The sequence below is a fragment of the Ewingella americana ATCC 33852 genome (assembly GCF_000735345.1).
Taxonomy (GTDB): domain Bacteria; phylum Pseudomonadota; class Gammaproteobacteria; order Enterobacterales; family Enterobacteriaceae; genus Ewingella; species Ewingella americana.
In genome coordinates this window covers 378,212-397,276 of sequence record NZ_JMPJ01000065.1, presented here as the reverse complement: position 1 = coordinate 397,276, position 19,065 = coordinate 378,212, and the positions used below count along the sequence as shown (strand labels likewise).

Here is a 19,065-nt window from a genome sequence, read left to right as displayed (position 1 = left end):
GCTCTAAAAACGGTTAGAATCCTCTTAAAAGGAAAAATATATATTTTTTAATTGTTCCTGTTAATTCTGAGTGAGGGAGTATGGAGATTAAAAACAAGATTGGTTTTATATCCTCTGATGTGAAAAGAAACCCGGAGTCAAATCGGATTGAACCAATTGAATTAAACTTGGATAGTGATGATTTTGATGAGGAGTTTACTCCATATTATCGATTCGTAAACAAAATATTGGATGCTGAAAATCTTGTTGTATTAGCAGGTTCAGGGACTTCATTAACTTTCAATAAGGCGGGGCTACATCCAATAGCTCCAAGTATGTGGCATCTGTGGGATTACTGCCAAAAAGATGATGAAAATTTATTTGGATTGGTATTAGCAGCAACGAAATATAATGTGCTTCAAAGCGTAAAAGACGAGCATGGTAATGCTAAGCCAGATATTGAATTATTGTTGTCACTTTGTGATTCATCATTATCTGTCGGGAATCTCTCTGCTCAAAGGAAAAATCAAGTTAAACGTTTCCTTGAGCGAGCAAAAAAGTTAATACTGGAAAAGACAAACTTTGCTGATAAAATACAGGATGTTGCTGGCTGGATTAGCCATGATAAATTTATCCGAGCAGTAGCTAGAAGGAGTGCTCAGCAACAAAGATTGAAAATATTTACTACAAATTATGATTTGGCTTTCGAGCAATCAGCATCTAACGTTGGTTTCGTTGTGATCGATGGTTTCGAATTTACCAATCCTTCATTTTTTAACCCAATGTGGTTTAATTATGACATCGTCAATAGGCGGCATTCCAGGAATAGTGAAGGTGCTTATATTCCTAATGTAATGCATCTGTATAAGATGCATGGTTCTGTTGACTGGAGAAGAGTTAATGGACGAGTTCAGAAATTAGGAGTCGAGAGTAATAAGGGAGAACCGGTTTTTATCTATCCAAGTAGTAGTAAGTACCAAACTTCCTACGATTCGCCGTATTTAGATATGATGACGTCTTTTTTAGAAATGTTAAAGCAACCAAGAACTGCTGTTCTATGTCTTGGATTTGGGTTTAATGATAAACATATAAATAACGCTTTAACTATGGCTCTTCGAACAAATCCTGAATTTATGTTAATGGTATCTACAAAAGATCCATTTAATGAAAATGCTTCTTTTAATCGTGATATTAGACAGTTATTACTGGCTGCAGTAAATCAAGGTGATGGAAGAATAGCTATTGTCGATTCGACATTTGAACAGTTTTCAAAACTTCTTCCTGAGCGTAGGTCTACGACACCAGAAGATGAGCTTTTTAAAGCATTTGAGAAGATAACGGCAAACTTAAAATAAAAAGGTGTGCTTATGGGACAAAACAAATGGTTTTCTCCATACGATCCAATCAGGCGTATAGGAAGCGTAATCAATGTTTCTGCAACAGAATTAATTGCAAACCTTTCGAAAGCGGGTTCTGGTGAACCTGGTTGGTCTTTTGGTAATAGAATTGCTGCAGGAGAAGTTAATGAGTTTGTCTTTATTGATGTCGGTGAGACTGCGATACTAGGTCGTCTAGTAAAAGTATGGATAGAGGGTGGGGAAAGATTAAGTGTCGATGGTTTAGCAGATAAACCGTTAGAGAATCACCCAATTGGTCTTATTCAACTATTGGTAAGTTTAAACCCTGTTAATGGGAAAAATCACAAAGGAATTAAACAACATCCACGATTAGGTAGTCAAATATACTCGGCTCATTCTGAGCTTGTATCTATAATTGCAGAGGGCAAACAGGATGATACCAGCGAAAAAATATATTTGCCCCTTGCAACTTTTCCTCATGATTCATCCGTAACAATACATGTCACTCCTGAGAAGTTATTTTCCAGACATTGTGCGATTTTAGGTGCTACTGGTGGTGGGAAAAGTTACTCAATGACAAATATCATTGAGCAAGTGCGTGATGCTGGAGGGAAAGCTATAGTAATAGATCCTACTGGTGAATATGATTCATTAAATTGTGAAAGTTATTATGTTGGCAATCATATTAGAGCTAACAAGAATAATAAATTAACATTTCCGCATTGGCAGTTTACCGACTCAGATATTCGTGCCTTTCTAAGACCTTCAGCTCAGAGTCAGTCACCAAAATTGGATGCTGCAATTGAGAGTCAGAAAATAGTATGGCAATACCATGCGCAAGCAGGGCATAACCTTAATATAACCAATCAGTTTCTGCTAAACAAATCCGGACAGCAAAAGCTTCCGTATGAGACTGCGCTTCTAGCTATGAATTCTTATATTCAATTAGCTCCTTGGGTTTTTAAGAATATTGCTGATCAAATTGTGAATGAGTGTGTTTGGCCAAACGGCGGAACTTCGACAAATCCTAACTCAACAATATGGGGGGGAAGAGCCGATAATGACGTTGGACATTGCTTAAACCTCATCTCTCGTATTAAATCGTACTCTGGTAACAAAAATTTAGAATGGATGATCGATGTCGACCATACACTCAAAACTATACCTAATTTAATCGACGAATTTTGTGGAGTCGACTGTAAGTCAAAAATTATCAGATTGGATTTATCTGAAGTCCCATTTGAAGCAAATTCACGTGAAATCCTTGTTAATGCGATCGGAAGAAAACTACTTTCTGTTGCAAGAAAAGGATTTATTAGCCATGAAAGACCTCTTTTGATATTTATTGATGAAGCACATCAGTTTTTAAATAAAAAAGTAGGTGAGGATTCAAACAAATTTGAGCTAGATGCATTTGGGAATATAGCAAAAGAAGGTAGGAAATATGGTTTAAATACCATTATTGCAACTCAGCGCCCACGTGACATTCCCGAAGATGTTTTGAGCCAGATCGGTACTCTTATAGTGCACAGACTAACTAATCAGCTTGACCAAGATATTGTTAAAAAGGCGGTAGGTGCAATTGATCAGCGTTCAGCTTCATTTCTTCCTGTTTTGGGACAAGGTGAAGCCTTGATGTTGGGTGTGGATTTCCCATTCCCCATGACAGTAAAAATGAAAAAGCCTCTCAATGTTCCAAACTCTAAAAATGCAAATTTTTCAGGTAGTTGGAAGGTGGATTAGTTTTATATTTTCACTTTATGATGATATACACGGTGCTGTATCTGAGCTTAATATCTATTACTTAGCCAGCACCGTGTCATTTTATTTTAAAATAGCCTTAGACGAACAACAGGCGTGCTCGTTGCTCTTGGATATTCTGGCCATGATGTGTTCGTTGATGTCCGCAAAGGTAACAAGAGCATTGGCAGGGAGTAGAATACATTTTTCCCAGCGCATGATCTGTTTGGTGTGTTGATAAGAGGCATTTTCTCCGTTTAGCTTTTAAGCGAAAAGTTTGATGGCGTCGCCATGATCTGGTTCTAACCAATTGAATTTACTCCAATGAATGAGTGCGGCGTTATGCCGCGCCCGTATCATTTTATGAATTCTCGAAATGGAGTAATTGTTCATGATCTTTCTATAGTGGTTAATAACTGTGCTCATTATATAAGTTTAGGCCAGCATGAAAAGAAATTAATCATTTCAATAACGTTGACCTGCTCCCCGTTGATTAATACACCTCGATGTTAGTAATGTCTTCATAAGCCACATGAAGACATCCCCATGAAGAAGCGTTTTTCCAACGAACAGATCATCAGTATTCTCCGCGAAGTGGAAGGCGGTGTTTCTGCCCGCAAGCACGCCATTTCCGATGCCACTTTCTACACCTGGCGCAAGAAGTTTGGTGGCATGGAAGTTCCTGAGGTGAAGCGGCTTAAATCTATATGCAGGCATTGAAGCTTGAGTCGGTCATTTGATTAACTGTGTCTAAAAGCAACTTTTTCCATCTAAAATTATTTGCCTTTTCCCCTAATTGAATTTTTAGATGTAGGTAAAATCTATTAAAATCATTTAATGTCTCATTGAGAGTTCCGGAGTCCCTTAAGAATTCAATTCTTTCCATTATCCAAGCAACTTCTTGCTTAGTATCTGGTTTGTTATAAACATCATATAGGCCAAATATTTCGGTGTTAACTTTGAATTTTTCGCTTATATTTAAAATATCAATTGATATATTGTTTGTAGAGACCTTGACATCTGGGATGTAGTTAATTAAAAAAACTGCCTGATGTGGGATCTGATCTGTAATTAAATTAGGATTAGAAGCAGTTCTTGTGTCTCTCATAAGCTTAAATGAGTTGTTACATCTGGTTCCTGAAGGTATTAGATTATATATTGATACTGCTAAAAAAGGGTAAAGAGCTTTAGGTAAAAAATGGTCAAGAGGTGGTCTAAAGGTCTTTCGTGTAGACTGGATTGAGTGTATCGGTTCATCATTGCAATATGGACAATAGCCAATGTTATAGAAACCATTTATTTCATGACCAAATTTTTTACTAACATGTTCGTAATCAAATGCTTTTTCGAGCATATTAACCCAAATGGGAAATTTTGTAGGGTATATTTCATTCAATACGCCAGGTTTGCCATTTAGGAATCCTTTCACTTTTTCAAGGTTTTTTCTAATGTCACCCGGTAATGTAGGATTGTTAATGTAAGAGATTAACTCATCAACGATTATTTCATTCTTTACACATTTTATTCTGTTAAGCTCAGCAATTGTAAGTTGTAAACAATCGATTACTTTAAGCTTATCAGCCTTGTTCCTCGTTGATTCAGGAAGCATGGATAGCTTACTAATATCAAAATCAGTAAGCAATATGGTGGGGTTATATCTTTGGATTATTATTGGTAAGTTTATTTCCAGTTCTTTTACATACCATTTTAAATAATTTGCCGGGAGCAATGTTAATTTCATTATATTGTTTAAGCTAAAATAATATTCAAATATTCTCTTGCTTTCATATGGTACAAATTGATTAATTTCACATATTTCTTTGAAAACTTTTTTAACAGATACTTCATTTCTATAGCGAACCATGAAATCCTTCGTGAATCGCGGGGTGGTTTTAATCATTGGGACGCTCCGAGCATTAATCTGATATTTTTACTTTTAATTTTCTCGATGAGTTTTTTCTGGAATTCGTCAAGGTTGTCACGACTTTCAATTATGTCATCAATATATCTTTTTGAGCGAGATCCAAAAGTTGATGATAAATGCATTCCATCAATGTAGAGCTCAGATATCGGTGTTCCAAATCCTCTGGAACTAACTTTTTCCACTTGACCAGAATTGTTTTTATTAAGTGCTACTATATTCTCAGATAGAAAGTCGCTTATGATGATGGGGGAGTGAGTAGTTAATATCACTTGTGACTTCATGTTTATTCGAAGAGATGCTAAATGTTCAATTAGCTCATCAATGAACTCTCTTTGCCACTCAGGATGAAGATATAAATCTACCTCATCAATTATAAATATAAAACTTTTGGTTTTTTTTTGTAACTTTAATACTGCTGCTTCAAGTTCGCAAAAGAATTTTATTAATGCATACTCTCCACTACTGAAACCTTTCCATCCATATGAAATATTATGCTTAATCACTCTTGGTATTGCGTCGAGGTGTTTGACACCACGATAGGCTTCTTCTGCACTTTCAGTTTTTACCGTGATTCTTTCATCTTCAATTACTATACTTTCTATGTTATTATTTTTTAAAATAATCTCGTTTTCTAATAAGTATGAAAGTGACCTAAAACCATTAATATAATTGTCTAATAATTTTTCTGAGATTGAATTTTTGTTAAGCACTTTAAGGCATAACTCAAAGGATTGATTCGCATTTCCCACGCCGTAACTTCTGTTATTCAGGTAGGATGAGATTAACTCAATTAAATACATGTTGAGTTCACTGGATTCATATTTGAGTCCTGATACTAATGATTTTAGCGTAGATAAACATGTAGCATCTAATATCTGGTCAATTATTTCATCTATGGTGTTAGTTGACTCGTATTTATAACTAAATATTTTATCAATTTTGTTGACGACGTAACTATTTGAGTTGCCCCGCTTGATTTTATATTTATTATTCAACTCAATTATATCGTTAAGGTTGTGGTGGTTAAATATAAATTCAAAGCTTGCTTGAGAACCCTTGAGTTTATTCCCTCTTGGATTATGTAGGAGATAGGTGTACGTCCGTAAAAAACGGTCTTTAGTATTTATTTCTATCTTTGATAGCGGTATGTTTTTGACATGTCTTGATTTTTTATTTTTCGATTCTCCGGTAGGGCTCGGCAGATTATTTATCTTTATTACTTTTACGTTTTCCTTGAATAACGTAGTTTCATAAAGGTAATATATTTCATGTGAGAATTGAGATGTGTTATTAACTTGTTTAACATCCATGTTGTATACATGTATTAGGTATCCGCTATCGGGATCGTGCCAAACAATTATTCCGGAGCCGTTAATATAACTAAAGGAGGCTTCTATGAATTCAAGTAACGTGCTTTTACCTACGCCATTTTCACCGATTACAGCTGAGAGAGAGATTTCATCATAATATTTTTCGGGAACTAAATCTTTTTCTTTTTTATTTATTTCTATGCAGCCATGATTGAAGTTACAATCGTGCTCTGCGTTTATAGGTATATTTATTTCGTTAAGGATTTTGTACTTTTTTATATATATGTGTGCAATTTTCATTTGATTTATTAACCAGTAATATTTTTTTGATATTTATCTACCATAAACTCTCGAAACTTTGCAACCTTTTCCATCTCCATGTTCCAAATCCATCGAAACCATGGCCTCAGCTTCTTTCCTGCTAAGGCAATTTTTCCTATGCTACTCTGTAGTCTCTCGTATATCTGCATATCTCAGCCTGTGCGGCGCTTTTTCCCAGAAAAACTCGCATCCTTAAACACATTTACGTAGCGATCGCGCTCCTCAGCCCAAGTTTATCGGCCAACTTACCACCGTGCTCGACCGAATATGCTACCGCAGCATTTAAGCCGTGCACCAACTCATTGCACCTAGCGACCGTTGTATTTCTCGGTCTGCCGCCTTTGGCGCCGGATACAACACGCAACAGTACATCCCCACGCGCCAGCGACTGTTGCCACGTCTTAAGTGATTTCGCCGACTGAACCGTTTCTTCTGTTCTCAGCCCCTAAATAGCGCGTAATCACCATCGACAATGCGATGCCTTTGCCTTTACTACATACGAGGGCGAGCACATCATGAATCAAATTCTTATGCTTTGGATCAGACGGTTTGGTTTTGCCTGCAGTGGCCTCAGCCGCTCGCAGCAGGCACTGTGGCGATGCCACCGATTGCAATCACACTCTATGTAGTTGAACACTGCAGCCCGCATTATCTTACGGCTGGTAAAGCCGTTCCCCCCCGATGGCAGACAATTAATATTCTCTGCGAAGTTAAGGCAGGCATTTATGCCTGCGAGTATTGCTGTAAGCACGCTATTGTAAATATCTAATGATGGGTGCAGGTCAAAGTTTTAAAGTGATATAATAACCTGTTGATAAATACAATTAACAGATGATCCTTTCATCTAAAGGATTTTAGATGGATAAAAAACTCTTTGAAAGTCCTGTATGTAGTATGGAAGAAATGCTCTTAATTGAGAAAGGCGAGTTTTTCCTATTGTCTGAAAATGTTCATTTGCACGTCGTTCCTGTTTCTGAAGAAGCCTATGAAGCAACAGGTTTAGAAGATACTCTTCATACGCCAAACGACGAGTGAATGTGTAAATTGTAAACTTTCTATCTTTACATTTGGTCCCATTTTTTACAAAACGCAAAGACTGATGTACTGAAATGCATGTGTTAACTTAACATATGTAGCGTTTTTTATTTTAAAGATAACTTAATCAATGGGTTGTCCTTCTTTATCGGTTTTATATGTGAACTACCGTTCTGATTATTTGCCCTCAGCGGCAATATGACTCAGAAACTATGGTTCCTCAGCATTAAGGACCATAAGCAAAGAAGCCCCGAGAGGGGCTTTTTTGTTTTTTCTGCCATCCCCTCTATCCTTACCCTTCCACTCTTTAGCCTAGGAACTGCCCATGATTTCTACTCCTCGATGGATTAATCCGCCGCAGCAGTGGTCGGAGCAAGATGGCGTGTTGCGCGCTGTGACGGACGACACCACCGATTTTTGGAGCAATACCTGGTATGGCTTCAACCGATTTAGCGGACATGTTTATGGCTGGGACGTGGCGGAAGACTTCACCTTACAGGTCCGGGTGCGCAGCGATTTCACCACGCTGTACGATCAGGCGGGTATCATGGTCACTGCCGATGAGAGCCACTGGTTGAAGGCTGGAATTGAGTTGAATGACGGCCAGCCGATGATTGGCAGCGTGCTGACCAATGAAAATTCAGACTGGGCGACGGGGATTTTTTCCGGCGATCCGCGAGATTTTTCGATGCGCGTCACCCTGACCGAAGGCTGCTTGCGGGTGCAATACTCAACGGATGGCCAAGTCTGGCCGCTGCTGCGTCTGTGCCCATTCCCCGCCGCGAAAAGTATTCACGTTGGCCTGATGTGCTGTACGCCGCAGCGCGCTGGACTGGCGGTGGAGTTCAGCGACATCAGCCTTGGCAAAGCGTTGAAGAAAGAGCTGCACGACTTGTCGTGAAAGGCGATTTCCGGCTTAAAGCTCGAACTTCGCGCCTTGCACCACTATCTCTTCGAACTGCAAATGGTGCATGAATTCGCGCAGGATCAGCAGCGTAGCGGCGAAGTCATTGCCCTCGGGGATGCCTTCGAAGCTGGCCGGGCGGCCATTAATCACTAAAGCCAGACGATCGAAAGTGCATTCCACGGCGTCCACCGACAGCGGCATCTGTTCATTTTCGGCCACCCCGGCCAGCCGTGCGATAGCACGAATGTCGTTATCGCTGCTGCTCACTCGCGCTCCTGGTGGGATATCGTGACGCACGCGCATCAGCTCGTCTTCGACCACCATAATGGCATTTTCCAGCTCGGCAGGTGTGGGCGGCGTATGGCGAAAATAGGCCAGCGATGTCAGCTGGGAACCCAGCGTCAGCAGCAAGTGTAGGTCTTCTCGCCCGGCGGTGCGGACAGTTATCTCAGTCTGTTCAGGGCCAATATGCAGTAATACGCTAGATGTGGTCATCGCTCTTCATACTCCAATTATTGATGATTCAACTTACTCCCGAACAGCAGGATTAGGCAATCCTTCCACAGTATCGGTCTATCGCTGATTTCCCTTCGCCACCTAACATGATTGTTCATTCACTGAGCGGCTTGGCCGCAGCGGAGTCATTCATGTCATCCCCAACGATAAAGCAGATCAATCAGATTTATATCAACGGCCAGTTTGTCACCCCGCACGGCAGCGAGGTGATGGACCTGATAAACCCGGTGACCGAGCAGGTGGTCACGCAGGTGCGTCTGGCGGATGAAGTTGATACCCAACGGGCGATTGCCGCCGCCAAAGCGGCTTATGTCAGCTACTCGCAGACCAGCAAAGCCCAGCGTATCCAGTATTTGCAACAGTTGCATGACGCCGTGCTGGCGCGGGCCGATGAGCTGGAAGCCGTGATGCTCGCCGAATACGGCGGCGCAGGTTGGATGGTAAAAGGCACGGTGGCACGCGCCTCGGGCGCTTTCCTGCAAACCATCAAGCTGCTACAAGAGTATGATTTTGTTCGCTATGTCGGGCAGGCCAAAGTGGTGATGGAACCTATGGGCGTCGTCGGTCTGATCACGCCGTGGAACGCCAACTATGGCTTTATTACCAACAAGATGGCGACGGCCTTGGCGGCGGGGAGCACGGTGGTGATTAAGCCGAGCGAACTGAGCGCGGCGCAGACGCAAATCATCACTGAATGCCTGCACGACGCCGGTTTGCCGCCGGGCGTGTTTAATATCGTCACTGGCCGTGGCGACGTGGTTGGCGCGGAAATCACTCGTCACCCGGACATTGCTAAAATCTCCTTTACCGGCTCGACGCTGGTGGGCAAAACCATTGCACGCGGCGCGGTAGACACCATGAAGCGCGTCACGCTGGAGCTGGGCGGCAAGTCGCCAAACGTGATTCTGCAAGATGCTGATTTGGAAAAAGCCATTCCTCTGGCGCTGACCATTGGCACCATCAATAACGGGCAGGCCTGTCTGGCCGGGACTCGCCTGCTGGTGCCGCAGAGCCGTTTAGAAGAGGTGAAAGCGCAGATTAAACGCTCCATTGGTCAGCTTACCGTCGGCGACCCGGCCAAGAGCGATGTTTTCATCGGCCCGTTGGTTACCGCCAAGCAGTATCAGCGCGTGCAGAACTATATTCGTCAAGGGATTGCCGAAGGCGCTGAGTTGCTGTGTGGGGGAGAAGGTCGCCCTGAAGGGCTGGAGAGCGGCTATTTCGTCAAACCGACGGTATTTGTCAACGTCACCCCTGAAATGACCATTGCCCGCGAAGAGATCTTCGGGCCGGTTATCTCGGTGCTGACCTACAAGGATGTTGAAGAAGCTATCGCCATGGCTAACGACACGGTCTACGGCCTGCACGGCTACGTGAGCGGCCAAGACCTTGAGAAAGCGCGCTACGTGGCGTCGAAAATCGTCGCCGGGCGAGTCTTCATCAACGGCATGTATGACGTGCCCGATGCGCCGTTTGGCGGCTTCAAACAGTCGGGAATTGGCCGCGAACTTGGCACCTATGGGCTAGAAGCGTATCTTGAGCCAAAGAGCATTGTTGATGACCAACCGGTGAAAACGAGCCACCCATAATGAATCGACAGCCAGAGAGTTCGCCAATGAGCAATTCACACCTCGAGGATTCGCCGACGCTGCATAAGCTGCGCCAGCGAGTGACGGCCTGCTATGCCGGTCTCGACGCCAGTGAAGTGACGTTGAAAACCGCGCTGCCCTGGCTGTCTTTCATTCGCTACGCCGAGCCGACCGACATGAAGAAAGGCATGCTGGAGCCTGCCGTTTGCATCGTATTGCAGGGCAGAAAGCGGGTGCTGATTGGGCAGGAAGTGACGGACTATGGCGCAGGCAGCTACGTGCTGGCCGCCATTGATATGCTGATCGCCGGGCAAGTGACCCATGCCACTGGCGACGAACCTTATCTTGGCGTGCGCATTGACCTGAATATCCCGGAAATGGCCGACTTATTGATCGACATGAAAGTTGCACCCCCCACTGGGCAAGGCAGCAGTGTGGCGGCCTATGTGGCCCATTCTGACGAGCAGTTGCAGGACGCCTTTTTACGGCTGATCAGCATGCTGGACAACCCTCAGGAGCTTCAGGCACTGGGCGGGCTGGTGAAGAAAGAGATTTTTTACCGGCTGATCACTAACCCGAAATGCGATGCGTTTTATCATCACTTGCTTACCTATTATCAGGGCAAAGGGGTGAGTGACGCGGTGATATGGATTAAGCAGAACTTCACCAAACCGCTGCGCATGGACGAGTTGGCGAAGCAGGTCGGCATGAGCGTATCCAACCTGCACCATCGCTTTAAGGCGCTGACCGCCATGAGTCCGCTGCAATATCAAAAGCAAATTCGCCTGTTGGAAGCACGCCGTTTATTGATGGCGGGCGACCTCGATGCCGCCACGGCCGCCTTTCAGGTCGGCTATGAAAGCCCTTCGCAGTTTAACCGCGAATATCGCCGCTCTTTTGGCGCGCCGCCTTTGCAGGACATCGAACAGCTCAGGCTAGTCGGCATGGTGGTGTAAGGCTTACTGATTTCGGGCTGCGAACTCTTTCACTATCCAATCGATAAATACCCTGACTCGCGGCGACAGCTGGCGGTTGCGCGGATAGAGCAGGGAAACTTGCATCGAACCCGGCGAAAACTGCGGTAAAAGCTGCACCAGCGCGCCGCTTTGTAAATCCTCGGTTAAACCATATTTCGGCACCTGAATAATGCCCAGTCCGCGTCTGGCGGCTTCTTTCATGCTCTCTGCGCCGGTCACCGAAAGCGTGGTGGGCAGCGTCACAGAACGCACTTTCCCCTCGACGTTGAACACCAGTGGCAACAAGCCGCCGGTGGCGGTTGAGCGATAGCCAATCATCTGATGCCCTTGAAGATCTTCCAGCATTTTTGGCGTACCGACGCGCTGCAAATAGTCCGGGCTGGCGCAGGTTATCTCTTCAAGCTGCCCCAGCGAGCGTGCCACCATGTCGCTGTCTTTCAGCTCTCCGGCGCGGATCACGCAGTCGATACCTTCGCGCACCAAATCCACCAAGCGATCCCCTTCGCTCAGCACCATCTCTATGTCGGGATAGCGCGCCAGAAAATCCGGCAAGCCCGGCAGAACAAAGTAACGCGCCATGGTGCCGTGAACGTCTACCCGCAAAATCCCCTTGGGTTGTGCTCCGGCAAAGGCCATCTCGGCCTCTTCGACGTCGGCCAAAATCCGCAAACAGCGCTGATAATAAGCTTCGCCATCCAGCGTCGCGCTGACGTGCCGTGTGGTGCGCTGCAACAGGCGGACATTCAGCCGCTGCTCCAACTGTTTAATGGCGTCGGTGACGGTGGAACGCTTTAAATCCAGATCCTGCGCGGCCTGAGTAAAACTGCGCAGTTCTACCACGCGGGTGAACAGCCGCATGCTGTCGAGTTTATCCACCTTTGGCTCTCTTTATTGTTCGAATTATTCGGATAGTGTTAACGAATATTAGGTAATTATTCGAAAAGTTCAATGGACTATTCTTTGTTCAACGGTGAGCAACGCTGCTGACTAATTAATCAATGACGAGGAACAGAACATGACCAACACGACTCAAAACAAAGTTGCATTAGTGACTGGCGCGTCACGCGGTATCGGCGCGGCGATTGCAGAACGTCTGGCGAAAGAGGGTTTCACCGTAATTGTTAACTACTCCCGTGGCGCTGAAGCCGCTGACGCGCTGGTGCAGAAAATCGAACAGGCAGGTGGCCGCGCGGTGAGTGCGCAGGCCGACGTCAGCGACTCCGCGGCCGTGGCAAAAATGTTTGCCAGCGCCGAGCAGGCTTTTGGCGGCATCGACGTGTTGGTCAATAACGCGGGCGTGATGCCGCTGTCGAGCATTGCCGATACTGACGATGCTACTTTCGATAGCCTGATTGATATTAACCTGAAAGGCACCTTCAACACCCTGCGTGAAGCGGCGAAAGGCATGCGCAACGGCGGCCGAATCATTAACTTCTCTTCAAGCGTGGTGGGCCTCTACCAGCCAACTTACGGCGTCTATGCTGCCACCAAGGCGGCGGTCGAAGCCATGAGCCGGGTGTTAACCAAAGAGCTGCGCGGCCGCCAAATCACCGTCAACTCAGTAGCCCCGGGCCCAACGGCAACGGACCTGTTCTTCAACGGCAAGTCAGAGCAACTGATTGAAACCATTTCAAAAGTAGCTCCACTGGAACGCCTCGGTCAGCCAGAAGATATCGCCGCCGTGGTGGCCTTCTTGGCTGGCCCTGATGGTGCATGGATCAATGGCCAGACGCTGCGCGCCAATGGCGGCATCATCTAAATCCCCTTAATCCCCGTCATAATTCGTGCTGTGGGGGTGTTGGCTGCGCTCGTTCACCCCGGTCACATGGTTGGCCATGCTCCCGGGGATTCTCTCGCTTGCCGCCTACCCACAACTCGAATTATTTAGGGGATCCCTCTGCTACACCTGAAAACCTAAAAATAAGAAAGGAACAAAAAATGGCGAAGTCTCAAAGCAAACAAGTCATTGTTATCACCGGGGCATCTAGCGGATTTGGCGCGTTGACCGCCCGCACGCTGGCGAATGCCGGGCATATCGTTTACGCCAGTATGCGCGAAACCACCGGGCGCAATGCGCCGCAGGTCGAAGCTGTTTCGCGCTATGCCAGTGAGAATAAGGTCGATCTGCGCGCCGTCGAGCTGGACGTGGCCTCCGACAGCTCGGTTGAAGCCGGTATCGCGCAGATTATTGCCGAAGCCGGGCGTCTGGACGTGATCATCCACAATGCCGGACATATGTCCTTCGGCCCGGCAGAAGCTTTTACGCCGGAGCAGTTCGCCCAGCTGTTTGATATCAACGTCTTGAGCACCCAGCGTGTCAACCGCGCCGCTTTGCCGCACTTGCGCAAGCAGGGGCGCGGGCTGGTGGTGTGGGTGTCGTCGAGCAGCGCCCGTGGCGGTACGCCGCCTTACCTTTCGCCGTACTTTGCAGCTAAGGCAGCAATGGACTCGCTGGCGGTCTCTTACGCCTCCGAACTCACGCGCTGGGGCATTGAAACGTCAATCATCGTGCCGGGCGCCTTTACCAAGGGCACCAACCACTTTGTCCACGCAGGCTCTCCGGCGGATAAAGCCCGCGCGGCAGAATATGACAACGGCCCGTACGCCGGTCTGCCAGAGCAGAGCCTGAAAGGGCTGGCGGCGCTAGAACCCGAAGACGCCGACGTTGGCGAAGTGGCGCAGGCGATAGTCGACGTGGTGCGTATGCCGTTCGGCACCCGCCCATTCCGCGTACATATCGATCCATCCGAAGATGGCTGTGAAATCGTCAACGGCGTGGCAGACCGCGTCCGCACCGAGCTGTTCCGCCGTATTGGGTTGGAAGATTTATTGAAGCCTGCGATGTAATTGACTAGAAAATGGCTGGCCTGATCCCTCAGGCCAACCCGATTTAACTCACCGCTTTATCCGTTTTACGCAACCCGCTGAACCAATTAGGTTTGGCGAACATCACGAAATTCCCCAGCAGGATCATGCACAGCCCAATCACCGCGTTGATGTGCCACTGATAGCCTTCACCGAACGTGGAGACGGTAAGTGCCACCAGTGGGAACAGCAGGGTGCTGTAGGCCGCTTGGCTGGCACCGATGCGCCCGACCAGGCTGAAATAGATGCCGAACGCCACCACCGAGCCGAACACGGCGAGGTAAACCAATGAGCCGATATACTGCGGCGTCAGGTCGATGGCGAAGGATTCCCCTTGCGACAGGGCCAGTGCGCCAATCACCGCGGTGCCGTAAAACATGGCGTAGGTATTGGTGGAGAACACGTCCAGACCGCGATTTTTGTGGCGAGTGCTGATCATATTGCCCAGCGAGAAGCCGTAAGTGCCGAGCAGGCTCAGGCCGATGCCTTTGAGCAATTCTGGCGCGATATGCGAGGCTGAAAGGTCGTGCCAGAAAAGGGTTACGATGCCCGCCAAGCCGAGGATGGAAGCTGGGATCAGCGTCGGCGCGAGCTTCTGGCGGAAGAACAGCATGCCGTTAAAGGCATTGAACAGTACTGACATGGAGAAAATCACTGACTCCAGCCCGGTGCTGATATAGGCCGCAGCATGGTAGAAGCAGTAGAAGTTGAAGCTGAAAACGCAGCAGCCCTGCACGATGCAAAACAAATGGTCACGCAGCGGCAGGCGGCGCAGGCGACGGGTTGCCAGCATGACAATCAGCATCAGGATGGCGGCCAGCAGGAAGCGGTAAAAAATAGAAACGGACGCAGGAACATCACCTTGCTGAAGATAAATAGCAAACCACGTCGTGCCCCAGACCAAAATAATCGAAATATATAACAGCGCGTTCATGTTCAATCCCCGGTATAGAAAGGCGGAAGTCTGAGGCTTTTGCTGCGACCGTGCTTGCACCAGGCTGCTGGGGTTTGCATATTCTTGCGCTTTTTTTCAGAGCGAAAGCTCAAAAACTGGCCTCCACACCCGTCAAACCGTTACACTTAGCGCTCTCATTCATTCCGACGGTGCGCACCATGGCCAAGGTTTATCAGGCGTTCGAAACGCTCAGGAAGCATCATGCTGTCCTGCACGACAGCGTGGAGTTAGGCTCTGGGATTAAACTCGCCGCGTGGTCGAACAAGAATGACTGTGTCACTCAGGAGAATCCTGACCACCATACGCTGAGCCTTTACGTGGCGGATGGTTATGAAACCTATCATAAAACCCGCTCCGGCTGGCGTAACGGCGGCGGCCCGGATCGCTTCTGCATCATGCCCAAAAACAATGTCTCCAGCTGGGACGTGCGCGACGATCTCTCCTTCGTGCATTTGTATTGCAGCGATGAGCACTTGCTGCACTTGGTCGAGCAGACGTGGGAACGCACCCCGGCGAGCATTCAGCTGGAAGAGCGAACCTTTGCCGAAGACCCGCAAATTACCCTGCTTTATCGCCAGTTTTTGCTCAGCAGCCAGTGGCAGGAGCGCAGCAATCACCTGATGCTGAGCAGCGCGTCCACGCTGCTGATGGCCCATCTGGTGAAGAACTACACCCAGCTGCAATGGGCCTTGCCGACGGTGCGCGGCGGGCTGGCGCCTGCGGTGCTTAACCGGGTGAAAGAGTATATTCACGCCAATCTCTCCCAGCCGCTACTGCTGGCCGAGCTGGCGGCCTTGGCGGAGCTGAGCGAATTCCACTTTGCTCGCATGTTCAAACAGAGCATGGGCATGGCGCCGCATCAGTATGTGATGAATGCGCGGCTGATTCAGGGCGAAAACTTACTGCGCAGCAGCGCGCTGGACGTCACGGCGATTGCGCTGGAGTGCGGCTTCAGCTCGACCAGCCATTTTAGTAATCGTTTCAAAGCCATGCGTGGCATCACGCCGACCGAACTTCGCCAGCAAAGCTTGCGCTAAAAAGTCCATTCCCTCCTCGTGTATTTCAGTGTTAGCTTATGATTTAGTGAAATTTAATGAGCCAACGCCATGCTGACTTCTGCTCCCGTTTTAGAAACTGAACGCCTTGTCCTGCGCGGCCACCGCGTGGAAGATTTTGACGCCATTGCCGAGCAGTGGGCCAACCCCGACGTGGTGAAATATATCGGCGGTACGCCGTCCAGCCGCGAGACTAGCTGGAGCCGCTTATTGCGTTATCCGGGGCACTGGCAGATGCTGGGCTTTGGCTATTGGGCCGTTTGTCTGCACGACGGCACCTTTGTGGGTGAGGTCGGTATTGCGGATTATCAGCGCGATATCACCCCTTCGCTGGAAGGTTTGGCCGAGATGGGCTGGGTTATCTCTCCGGCTTTCCACGGCAAAGGCTATGCGCTGGAAGCTGCGCAGAAAGTGCTGGAGTGGGCCGACACCCATCTCGACCGCCAGCTCTGCTGCATCATCGATCCTGAACATATTGCTTCGATTCGCCTCGCCGAGAAGTGCGGCTTTGTGGCGGAAACCGACACCGAGTATTACGGCAGCCCGACCCGTATTTTTAAACGCAGCGGGCCGCGTTTTTAAGATCACCAGATCCACGTTGATGTTCACATTGTCTGCTGTCTATCAGGAGGTATCGTGTTGAAATTATTGGGTAAGGCGTCATCTATCAATGTCCGCAAAGTGTTGTGGACCTGTCATGAGCTAGGGCTGGATTATTTACGCGAGGATTTCGGCATTGGATTTCAGTCCACCGAAACTCCTGAATTCAAAGCATTAAATCCCAATGCCATGGTGCCGGTGCTGATCGACGGCGACTTCGTGCTGTGGGAATCCAACGTGATTTGCCGCTATCTGGCGGCGCGAGAAGGGCGTGAAGACCTACTTTCGGCAGATATTAAAAAACGCGCGCTAACCGAACAGTGGATTGACTGGCAGGCGGGCGAGCTGAATAACTCTTGGCGCTACGCCTTCCCGGCGCTGGCGCGTAATAGCGCGCAGCACACTGACCCCGTGCTGATTGAAGCTGGCGTCAGTAACTGGAATCGCCACATGCAGATTTTGGAAGCGCAGCTGCAAAAAAGCGGCGACTACGTGCTGGGCGACAGCTTCACGCTGGCGGATATTCCGCTGGGCTTGTCGGTCAATCGCTGGGCGATGACCCCGATGTCGCGCCCGGCGCTGCCTGCGGTCGAGGCTTACTACGAAAGGTTGAACCAGCGCGAAGGTTTCCGGCTGTTTGGCCGCAATGGCATGCCGTAAGCTGAAAAGCACGCTATACGAGTTATCTCAATCAGTGAACAATAAAAAAATCCCGCGCCAAAATAGGCCGCGGGATTTTTTATTTTCAGCCGATTTTCTGACCGGTTATTTAAAATCAACCATCATCAGTTCGGAGATGGTTTGACCATGCGTAGAGATAACGCACTTATCGATATAGTTTTTAAATGGCATTGGCTTTGGCAAACCCATGTCCATTACGCGGCGGTTATCGAATTTAACGTTTAACTCCGCGAAGCTGCCGTATAATTTGATGGCACGTAAAATAACCTTATCATTGCACGGGCCAAGAATATCTTTGAATTGTTTGCGAATACCAATGAAGTCTTGGTAAGTCGTTTGTTTATACTCGCCGACGGCCGCTGGCGTATTGCTGGCTTTTGCCACGCAAATATCAATTTCATGGAAAGGCGTAGACATATCGCCGGATGAAATATGATAGAAATCGTGCTGAATTTCTTTATTCAGGCAGAGATTAACCAGCACCATGGCGCAATAATCTACCGGAATAACGTCAATTCTGTCGTCGAGCGTGCAAGGGAATTTCTTGAGTTTCAGTGCCATCAGGAACACCCAGAAAATGCTGCTAGATGGGCGGCAGCCAAACTGAGTGTGGCCAACGATAATCGACGGGCGCGCCACGACGAAGGGCATATCCGGGCACTCTTGGCGGATCAGATTTTCAATCGCGCGCTTAGAAGCCGTGTACTGCACCAGATCTTCGTTATGGGCGTTATCCGGCATGTCTTCATAGAAAACGCTGTCTTTGTCCGGCATTGAGGCCATCGCTGTGCCCACGTGGACAAAGCGTTGCAGGCTTTTCACCTGTGCCATGCGTTTAGCAAAAGCCAGTGACCCATCAACGTTCACTTTCCACAGCACCGGGTTATTACCGAATGACGCGATAGCGGCACAGTTGATCACGTGAGTAACGTCATCAAGACGCGGATCGTTAATAAAACCTTCAGGTTCGCCGAGGTCACCAATTAAAATAGATTCTTCAGTGATAACGGAAAGCTGTTGCTCGGTTAAATCGAATTTTTCCAAATTACTAATAATACGGTTACGGCCAGCCAGATTGTCGTCAGCCCTGACTAATAAAAGTAATTGAAGGTTATCCATAGCGACGTGACGAATAATATGTTCAACCACTGCGCCACCAACGAAACCTGATGCGCCGGTAATTAAAATATTTGGCATGACTGTTACCTGTAACGAGAAAGTTCCGGCACAGTACCACCGTGATACTAAACGAT

Annotated in this window: 18 protein-coding genes and 1 pseudogene; 12 read left to right on the top strand and 7 right to left on the bottom strand. The window is 47.4% G+C overall.

Annotation, left to right across the window (positions count from 1 at the left end; all coding sequences use genetic code 11):
* The first annotated feature begins 80 nt into the window (after positions 1-80).
* From GEAM_RS16255 to GEAM_RS16240, 3 genes and pseudogenes are all read left to right on the top strand, one after another.
* A complete protein-coding gene (locus tag GEAM_RS16255) occupies positions 81-1,334 on the top strand; it encodes an SIR2 family protein (protein WP_034793422.1) in 1,254 nt (417 codons plus the stop codon).
* Between the two features lie 12 nt (positions 1,335-1,346).
* Positions 1,347-3,080, top strand: a complete 1,734-nt coding sequence (locus GEAM_RS16250) for an ATP-binding protein (protein WP_034793421.1) — start codon at positions 1,347-1,349, stop codon at positions 3,078-3,080.
* A 543-nt stretch (positions 3,081-3,623) separates the two neighbouring features.
* Positions 3,624-3,785, top strand: a pseudogene (locus GEAM_RS16240) (transposase); the annotation flags it as partial.
* Here the strand turns inward: GEAM_RS16240 and GEAM_RS16235 are convergent.
* The 3 genes from GEAM_RS16235 to GEAM_RS23480 all read right to left on the bottom strand — a co-directional run bounded on the left by GEAM_RS16235 (position 3,781) and on the right by GEAM_RS23480 (position 7,017).
* On the bottom strand, positions 3,781-4,977 hold the full coding sequence (locus GEAM_RS16235; RefSeq protein ID WP_034793419.1) for a hypothetical protein: 1,197 nt from the start codon (positions 4,975-4,977) through the stop codon (positions 3,781-3,783). The pseudogene GEAM_RS16240 and the gene GEAM_RS16235 sit on opposite strands and share 5 nt — an antisense overlap.
* Positions 4,974-6,611, bottom strand: a complete 1,638-nt coding sequence (locus GEAM_RS16230; protein WP_034793418.1) for an AAA family ATPase — start codon at positions 6,609-6,611, stop codon at positions 4,974-4,976. The genes GEAM_RS16235 and GEAM_RS16230 overlap by 4 nt, the downstream gene beginning before the upstream one ends.
* Before the next feature lie 223 nt (positions 6,612-6,834).
* Positions 6,835-7,017, bottom strand: a complete 183-nt coding sequence (locus tag GEAM_RS23480) for an integrase domain-containing protein (protein ID WP_244956644.1) — start codon at positions 7,015-7,017, stop codon at positions 6,835-6,837.
* Positions 7,018-7,490: 473 nt separating this feature from the next.
* On the opposite strand from GEAM_RS23480, the gene GEAM_RS23160 reads away from it, so the two are divergent.
* Both GEAM_RS23160 and GEAM_RS16225 read left to right on the top strand, forming a co-directional pair.
* A complete protein-coding gene (locus GEAM_RS23160; protein WP_156965804.1) occupies positions 7,491-7,667 on the top strand; it encodes a hypothetical protein in 177 nt (58 codons plus the stop codon).
* A gap of 325 nt (positions 7,668-7,992) precedes the next feature.
* Positions 7,993-8,568, top strand: a complete 576-nt coding sequence (locus GEAM_RS16225) for a DUF1349 domain-containing protein (protein WP_034793417.1) — start codon at positions 7,993-7,995, stop codon at positions 8,566-8,568.
* A 15-nt stretch (positions 8,569-8,583) separates the two neighbouring features.
* Here the strand turns inward: GEAM_RS16225 and GEAM_RS16220 are convergent, their stop codons facing one another.
* The gene (locus GEAM_RS16220; protein ID WP_034793416.1) at positions 8,584-9,069 is read right to left on the bottom strand and encodes a hypothetical protein; all 486 of its coding nucleotides are present in this window, start codon (positions 9,067-9,069) and stop codon (positions 8,584-8,586) included.
* A 152-nt stretch (positions 9,070-9,221) separates the two neighbouring features.
* Here GEAM_RS16220 and GEAM_RS16215 point away from each other — a divergent pair, with 152 nt between their 5' ends.
* A complete protein-coding gene (locus tag GEAM_RS16215; protein ID WP_034793415.1) occupies positions 9,222-10,679 on the top strand; it encodes an aldehyde dehydrogenase family protein in 1,458 nt (485 codons plus the stop codon).
* A gap of 26 nt (positions 10,680-10,705) precedes the next feature.
* Positions 10,706-11,635, top strand: a complete 930-nt coding sequence (locus tag GEAM_RS16210) for an AraC family transcriptional regulator (RefSeq protein WP_051899550.1) — start codon at positions 10,706-10,708, stop codon at positions 11,633-11,635.
* A gap of 3 nt (positions 11,636-11,638) precedes the next feature.
* On the opposite strand, the gene GEAM_RS16205 is transcribed toward GEAM_RS16210, so the two are convergent.
* Positions 11,639-12,532 (bottom strand): LysR family transcriptional regulator, encoded by an 894-nt coding sequence (locus GEAM_RS16205; protein ID WP_034793411.1) that lies wholly within the window; start codon positions 12,530-12,532, stop codon positions 11,639-11,641.
* A 139-nt stretch (positions 12,533-12,671) separates the two neighbouring features.
* Between GEAM_RS16205 and GEAM_RS16200 the strand changes: the two genes are divergently transcribed.
* Positions 12,672-13,415 (top strand): SDR family oxidoreductase, encoded by a 744-nt coding sequence (locus tag GEAM_RS16200; RefSeq protein ID WP_034793410.1) that lies wholly within the window; start codon positions 12,672-12,674, stop codon positions 13,413-13,415.
* 179 nt (positions 13,416-13,594) lie between these two features.
* Positions 13,595-14,503 carry an SDR family oxidoreductase gene (locus GEAM_RS16195; protein WP_034793409.1) on the top strand — a complete coding sequence of 303 codons (909 nt, stop codon included), beginning with the start codon at positions 13,595-13,597 and terminating at the stop codon, positions 14,501-14,503.
* A 43-nt stretch (positions 14,504-14,546) separates the two neighbouring features.
* On the opposite strand, the gene GEAM_RS16190 is transcribed toward GEAM_RS16195, so the two are convergent.
* Positions 14,547-15,455, bottom strand: coding sequence for a DMT family transporter (locus tag GEAM_RS16190; protein WP_034793408.1), 909 nt, complete (start codon positions 15,453-15,455; stop codon positions 14,547-14,549).
* Between the two features lie 179 nt (positions 15,456-15,634).
* Between GEAM_RS16190 and GEAM_RS16185 the strand changes: the two genes are divergently transcribed.
* The 3 genes from GEAM_RS16185 (at position 15,635) to GEAM_RS16175 (ending at position 17,791) form a co-directional block, all read left to right on the top strand.
* Positions 15,635-16,513, top strand: coding sequence for a helix-turn-helix domain-containing protein (locus GEAM_RS16185; protein WP_034793407.1), 879 nt, complete (start codon positions 15,635-15,637; stop codon positions 16,511-16,513).
* A gap of 69 nt (positions 16,514-16,582) precedes the next feature.
* Positions 16,583-17,113: a GNAT family N-acetyltransferase gene (locus tag GEAM_RS16180; RefSeq protein WP_034793406.1), complete on the top strand. Its 531-nt coding sequence runs from the start codon at positions 16,583-16,585 to the stop codon at positions 17,111-17,113.
* 54 nt (positions 17,114-17,167) lie between these two features.
* On the top strand, positions 17,168-17,791 hold the full coding sequence (locus GEAM_RS16175; RefSeq protein ID WP_034793405.1) for a glutathione S-transferase family protein: 624 nt from the start codon (positions 17,168-17,170) through the stop codon (positions 17,789-17,791).
* A 105-nt stretch (positions 17,792-17,896) separates the two neighbouring features.
* On the opposite strand, the gene GEAM_RS16170 is transcribed toward GEAM_RS16175, so the two are convergent.
* Entirely contained in the window at positions 17,897-19,009 is a 1,113-nt protein-coding gene (locus tag GEAM_RS16170) for an SDR family oxidoreductase (protein ID WP_034793404.1), read from the bottom strand.
* Positions 19,010-19,065 lie beyond the last annotated feature (56 nt).

What these genes read in the sequence shown, in the direction of transcription:
- GEAM_RS16255 (WP_034793422.1), top strand. Translation starts at nt 81, where the DNA reads ATGGAGATTAAAAACAAGATTGGTTTTATATCCTCTGATGTGAAAAGA.
- GEAM_RS16250 (WP_034793421.1), top strand. Translation starts at nt 1,347, where the DNA reads ATGGGACAAAACAAATGGTTTTCTCCATACGATCCAATCAGGCGTATA.
- GEAM_RS16235 (WP_034793419.1), bottom strand. Translation starts at nt 4,977, where the DNA reads ATGATTAAAACCACCCCGCGATTCACGAAGGATTTCATGGTTCGCTAT.
- GEAM_RS16230 (WP_034793418.1), bottom strand. Translation starts at nt 6,611, where the DNA reads ATGAAAATTGCACACATATATATAAAAAAGTACAAAATCCTTAACGAA.
- GEAM_RS23160 (WP_156965804.1), top strand. Translation starts at nt 7,491, where the DNA reads ATGGATAAAAAACTCTTTGAAAGTCCTGTATGTAGTATGGAAGAAATG.
- GEAM_RS16225 (WP_034793417.1), top strand. Translation starts at nt 7,993, where the DNA reads ATGATTTCTACTCCTCGATGGATTAATCCGCCGCAGCAGTGGTCGGAG.
- GEAM_RS16220 (WP_034793416.1), bottom strand. Translation starts at nt 9,069, where the DNA reads ATGACCACATCTAGCGTATTACTGCATATTGGCCCTGAACAGACTGAG.
- GEAM_RS16215 (WP_034793415.1), top strand. Translation starts at nt 9,222, where the DNA reads ATGTCATCCCCAACGATAAAGCAGATCAATCAGATTTATATCAACGGC.
- GEAM_RS16210 (WP_051899550.1), top strand. Translation starts at nt 10,706, where the DNA reads ATGAGCAATTCACACCTCGAGGATTCGCCGACGCTGCATAAGCTGCGC.
- GEAM_RS16200 (WP_034793410.1), top strand. Translation starts at nt 12,672, where the DNA reads ATGACCAACACGACTCAAAACAAAGTTGCATTAGTGACTGGCGCGTCA.
- GEAM_RS16195 (WP_034793409.1), top strand. Translation starts at nt 13,595, where the DNA reads ATGGCGAAGTCTCAAAGCAAACAAGTCATTGTTATCACCGGGGCATCT.
- GEAM_RS16190 (WP_034793408.1), bottom strand. Translation starts at nt 15,455, where the DNA reads ATGAACGCGCTGTTATATATTTCGATTATTTTGGTCTGGGGCACGACG.
- GEAM_RS16185 (WP_034793407.1), top strand. Translation starts at nt 15,635, where the DNA reads ATGGCCAAGGTTTATCAGGCGTTCGAAACGCTCAGGAAGCATCATGCT.
- GEAM_RS16180 (WP_034793406.1), top strand. Translation starts at nt 16,583, where the DNA reads ATGCTGACTTCTGCTCCCGTTTTAGAAACTGAACGCCTTGTCCTGCGC.
- GEAM_RS16170 (WP_034793404.1), bottom strand. Translation starts at nt 19,009, where the DNA reads ATGCCAAATATTTTAATTACCGGCGCATCAGGTTTCGTTGGTGGCGCA.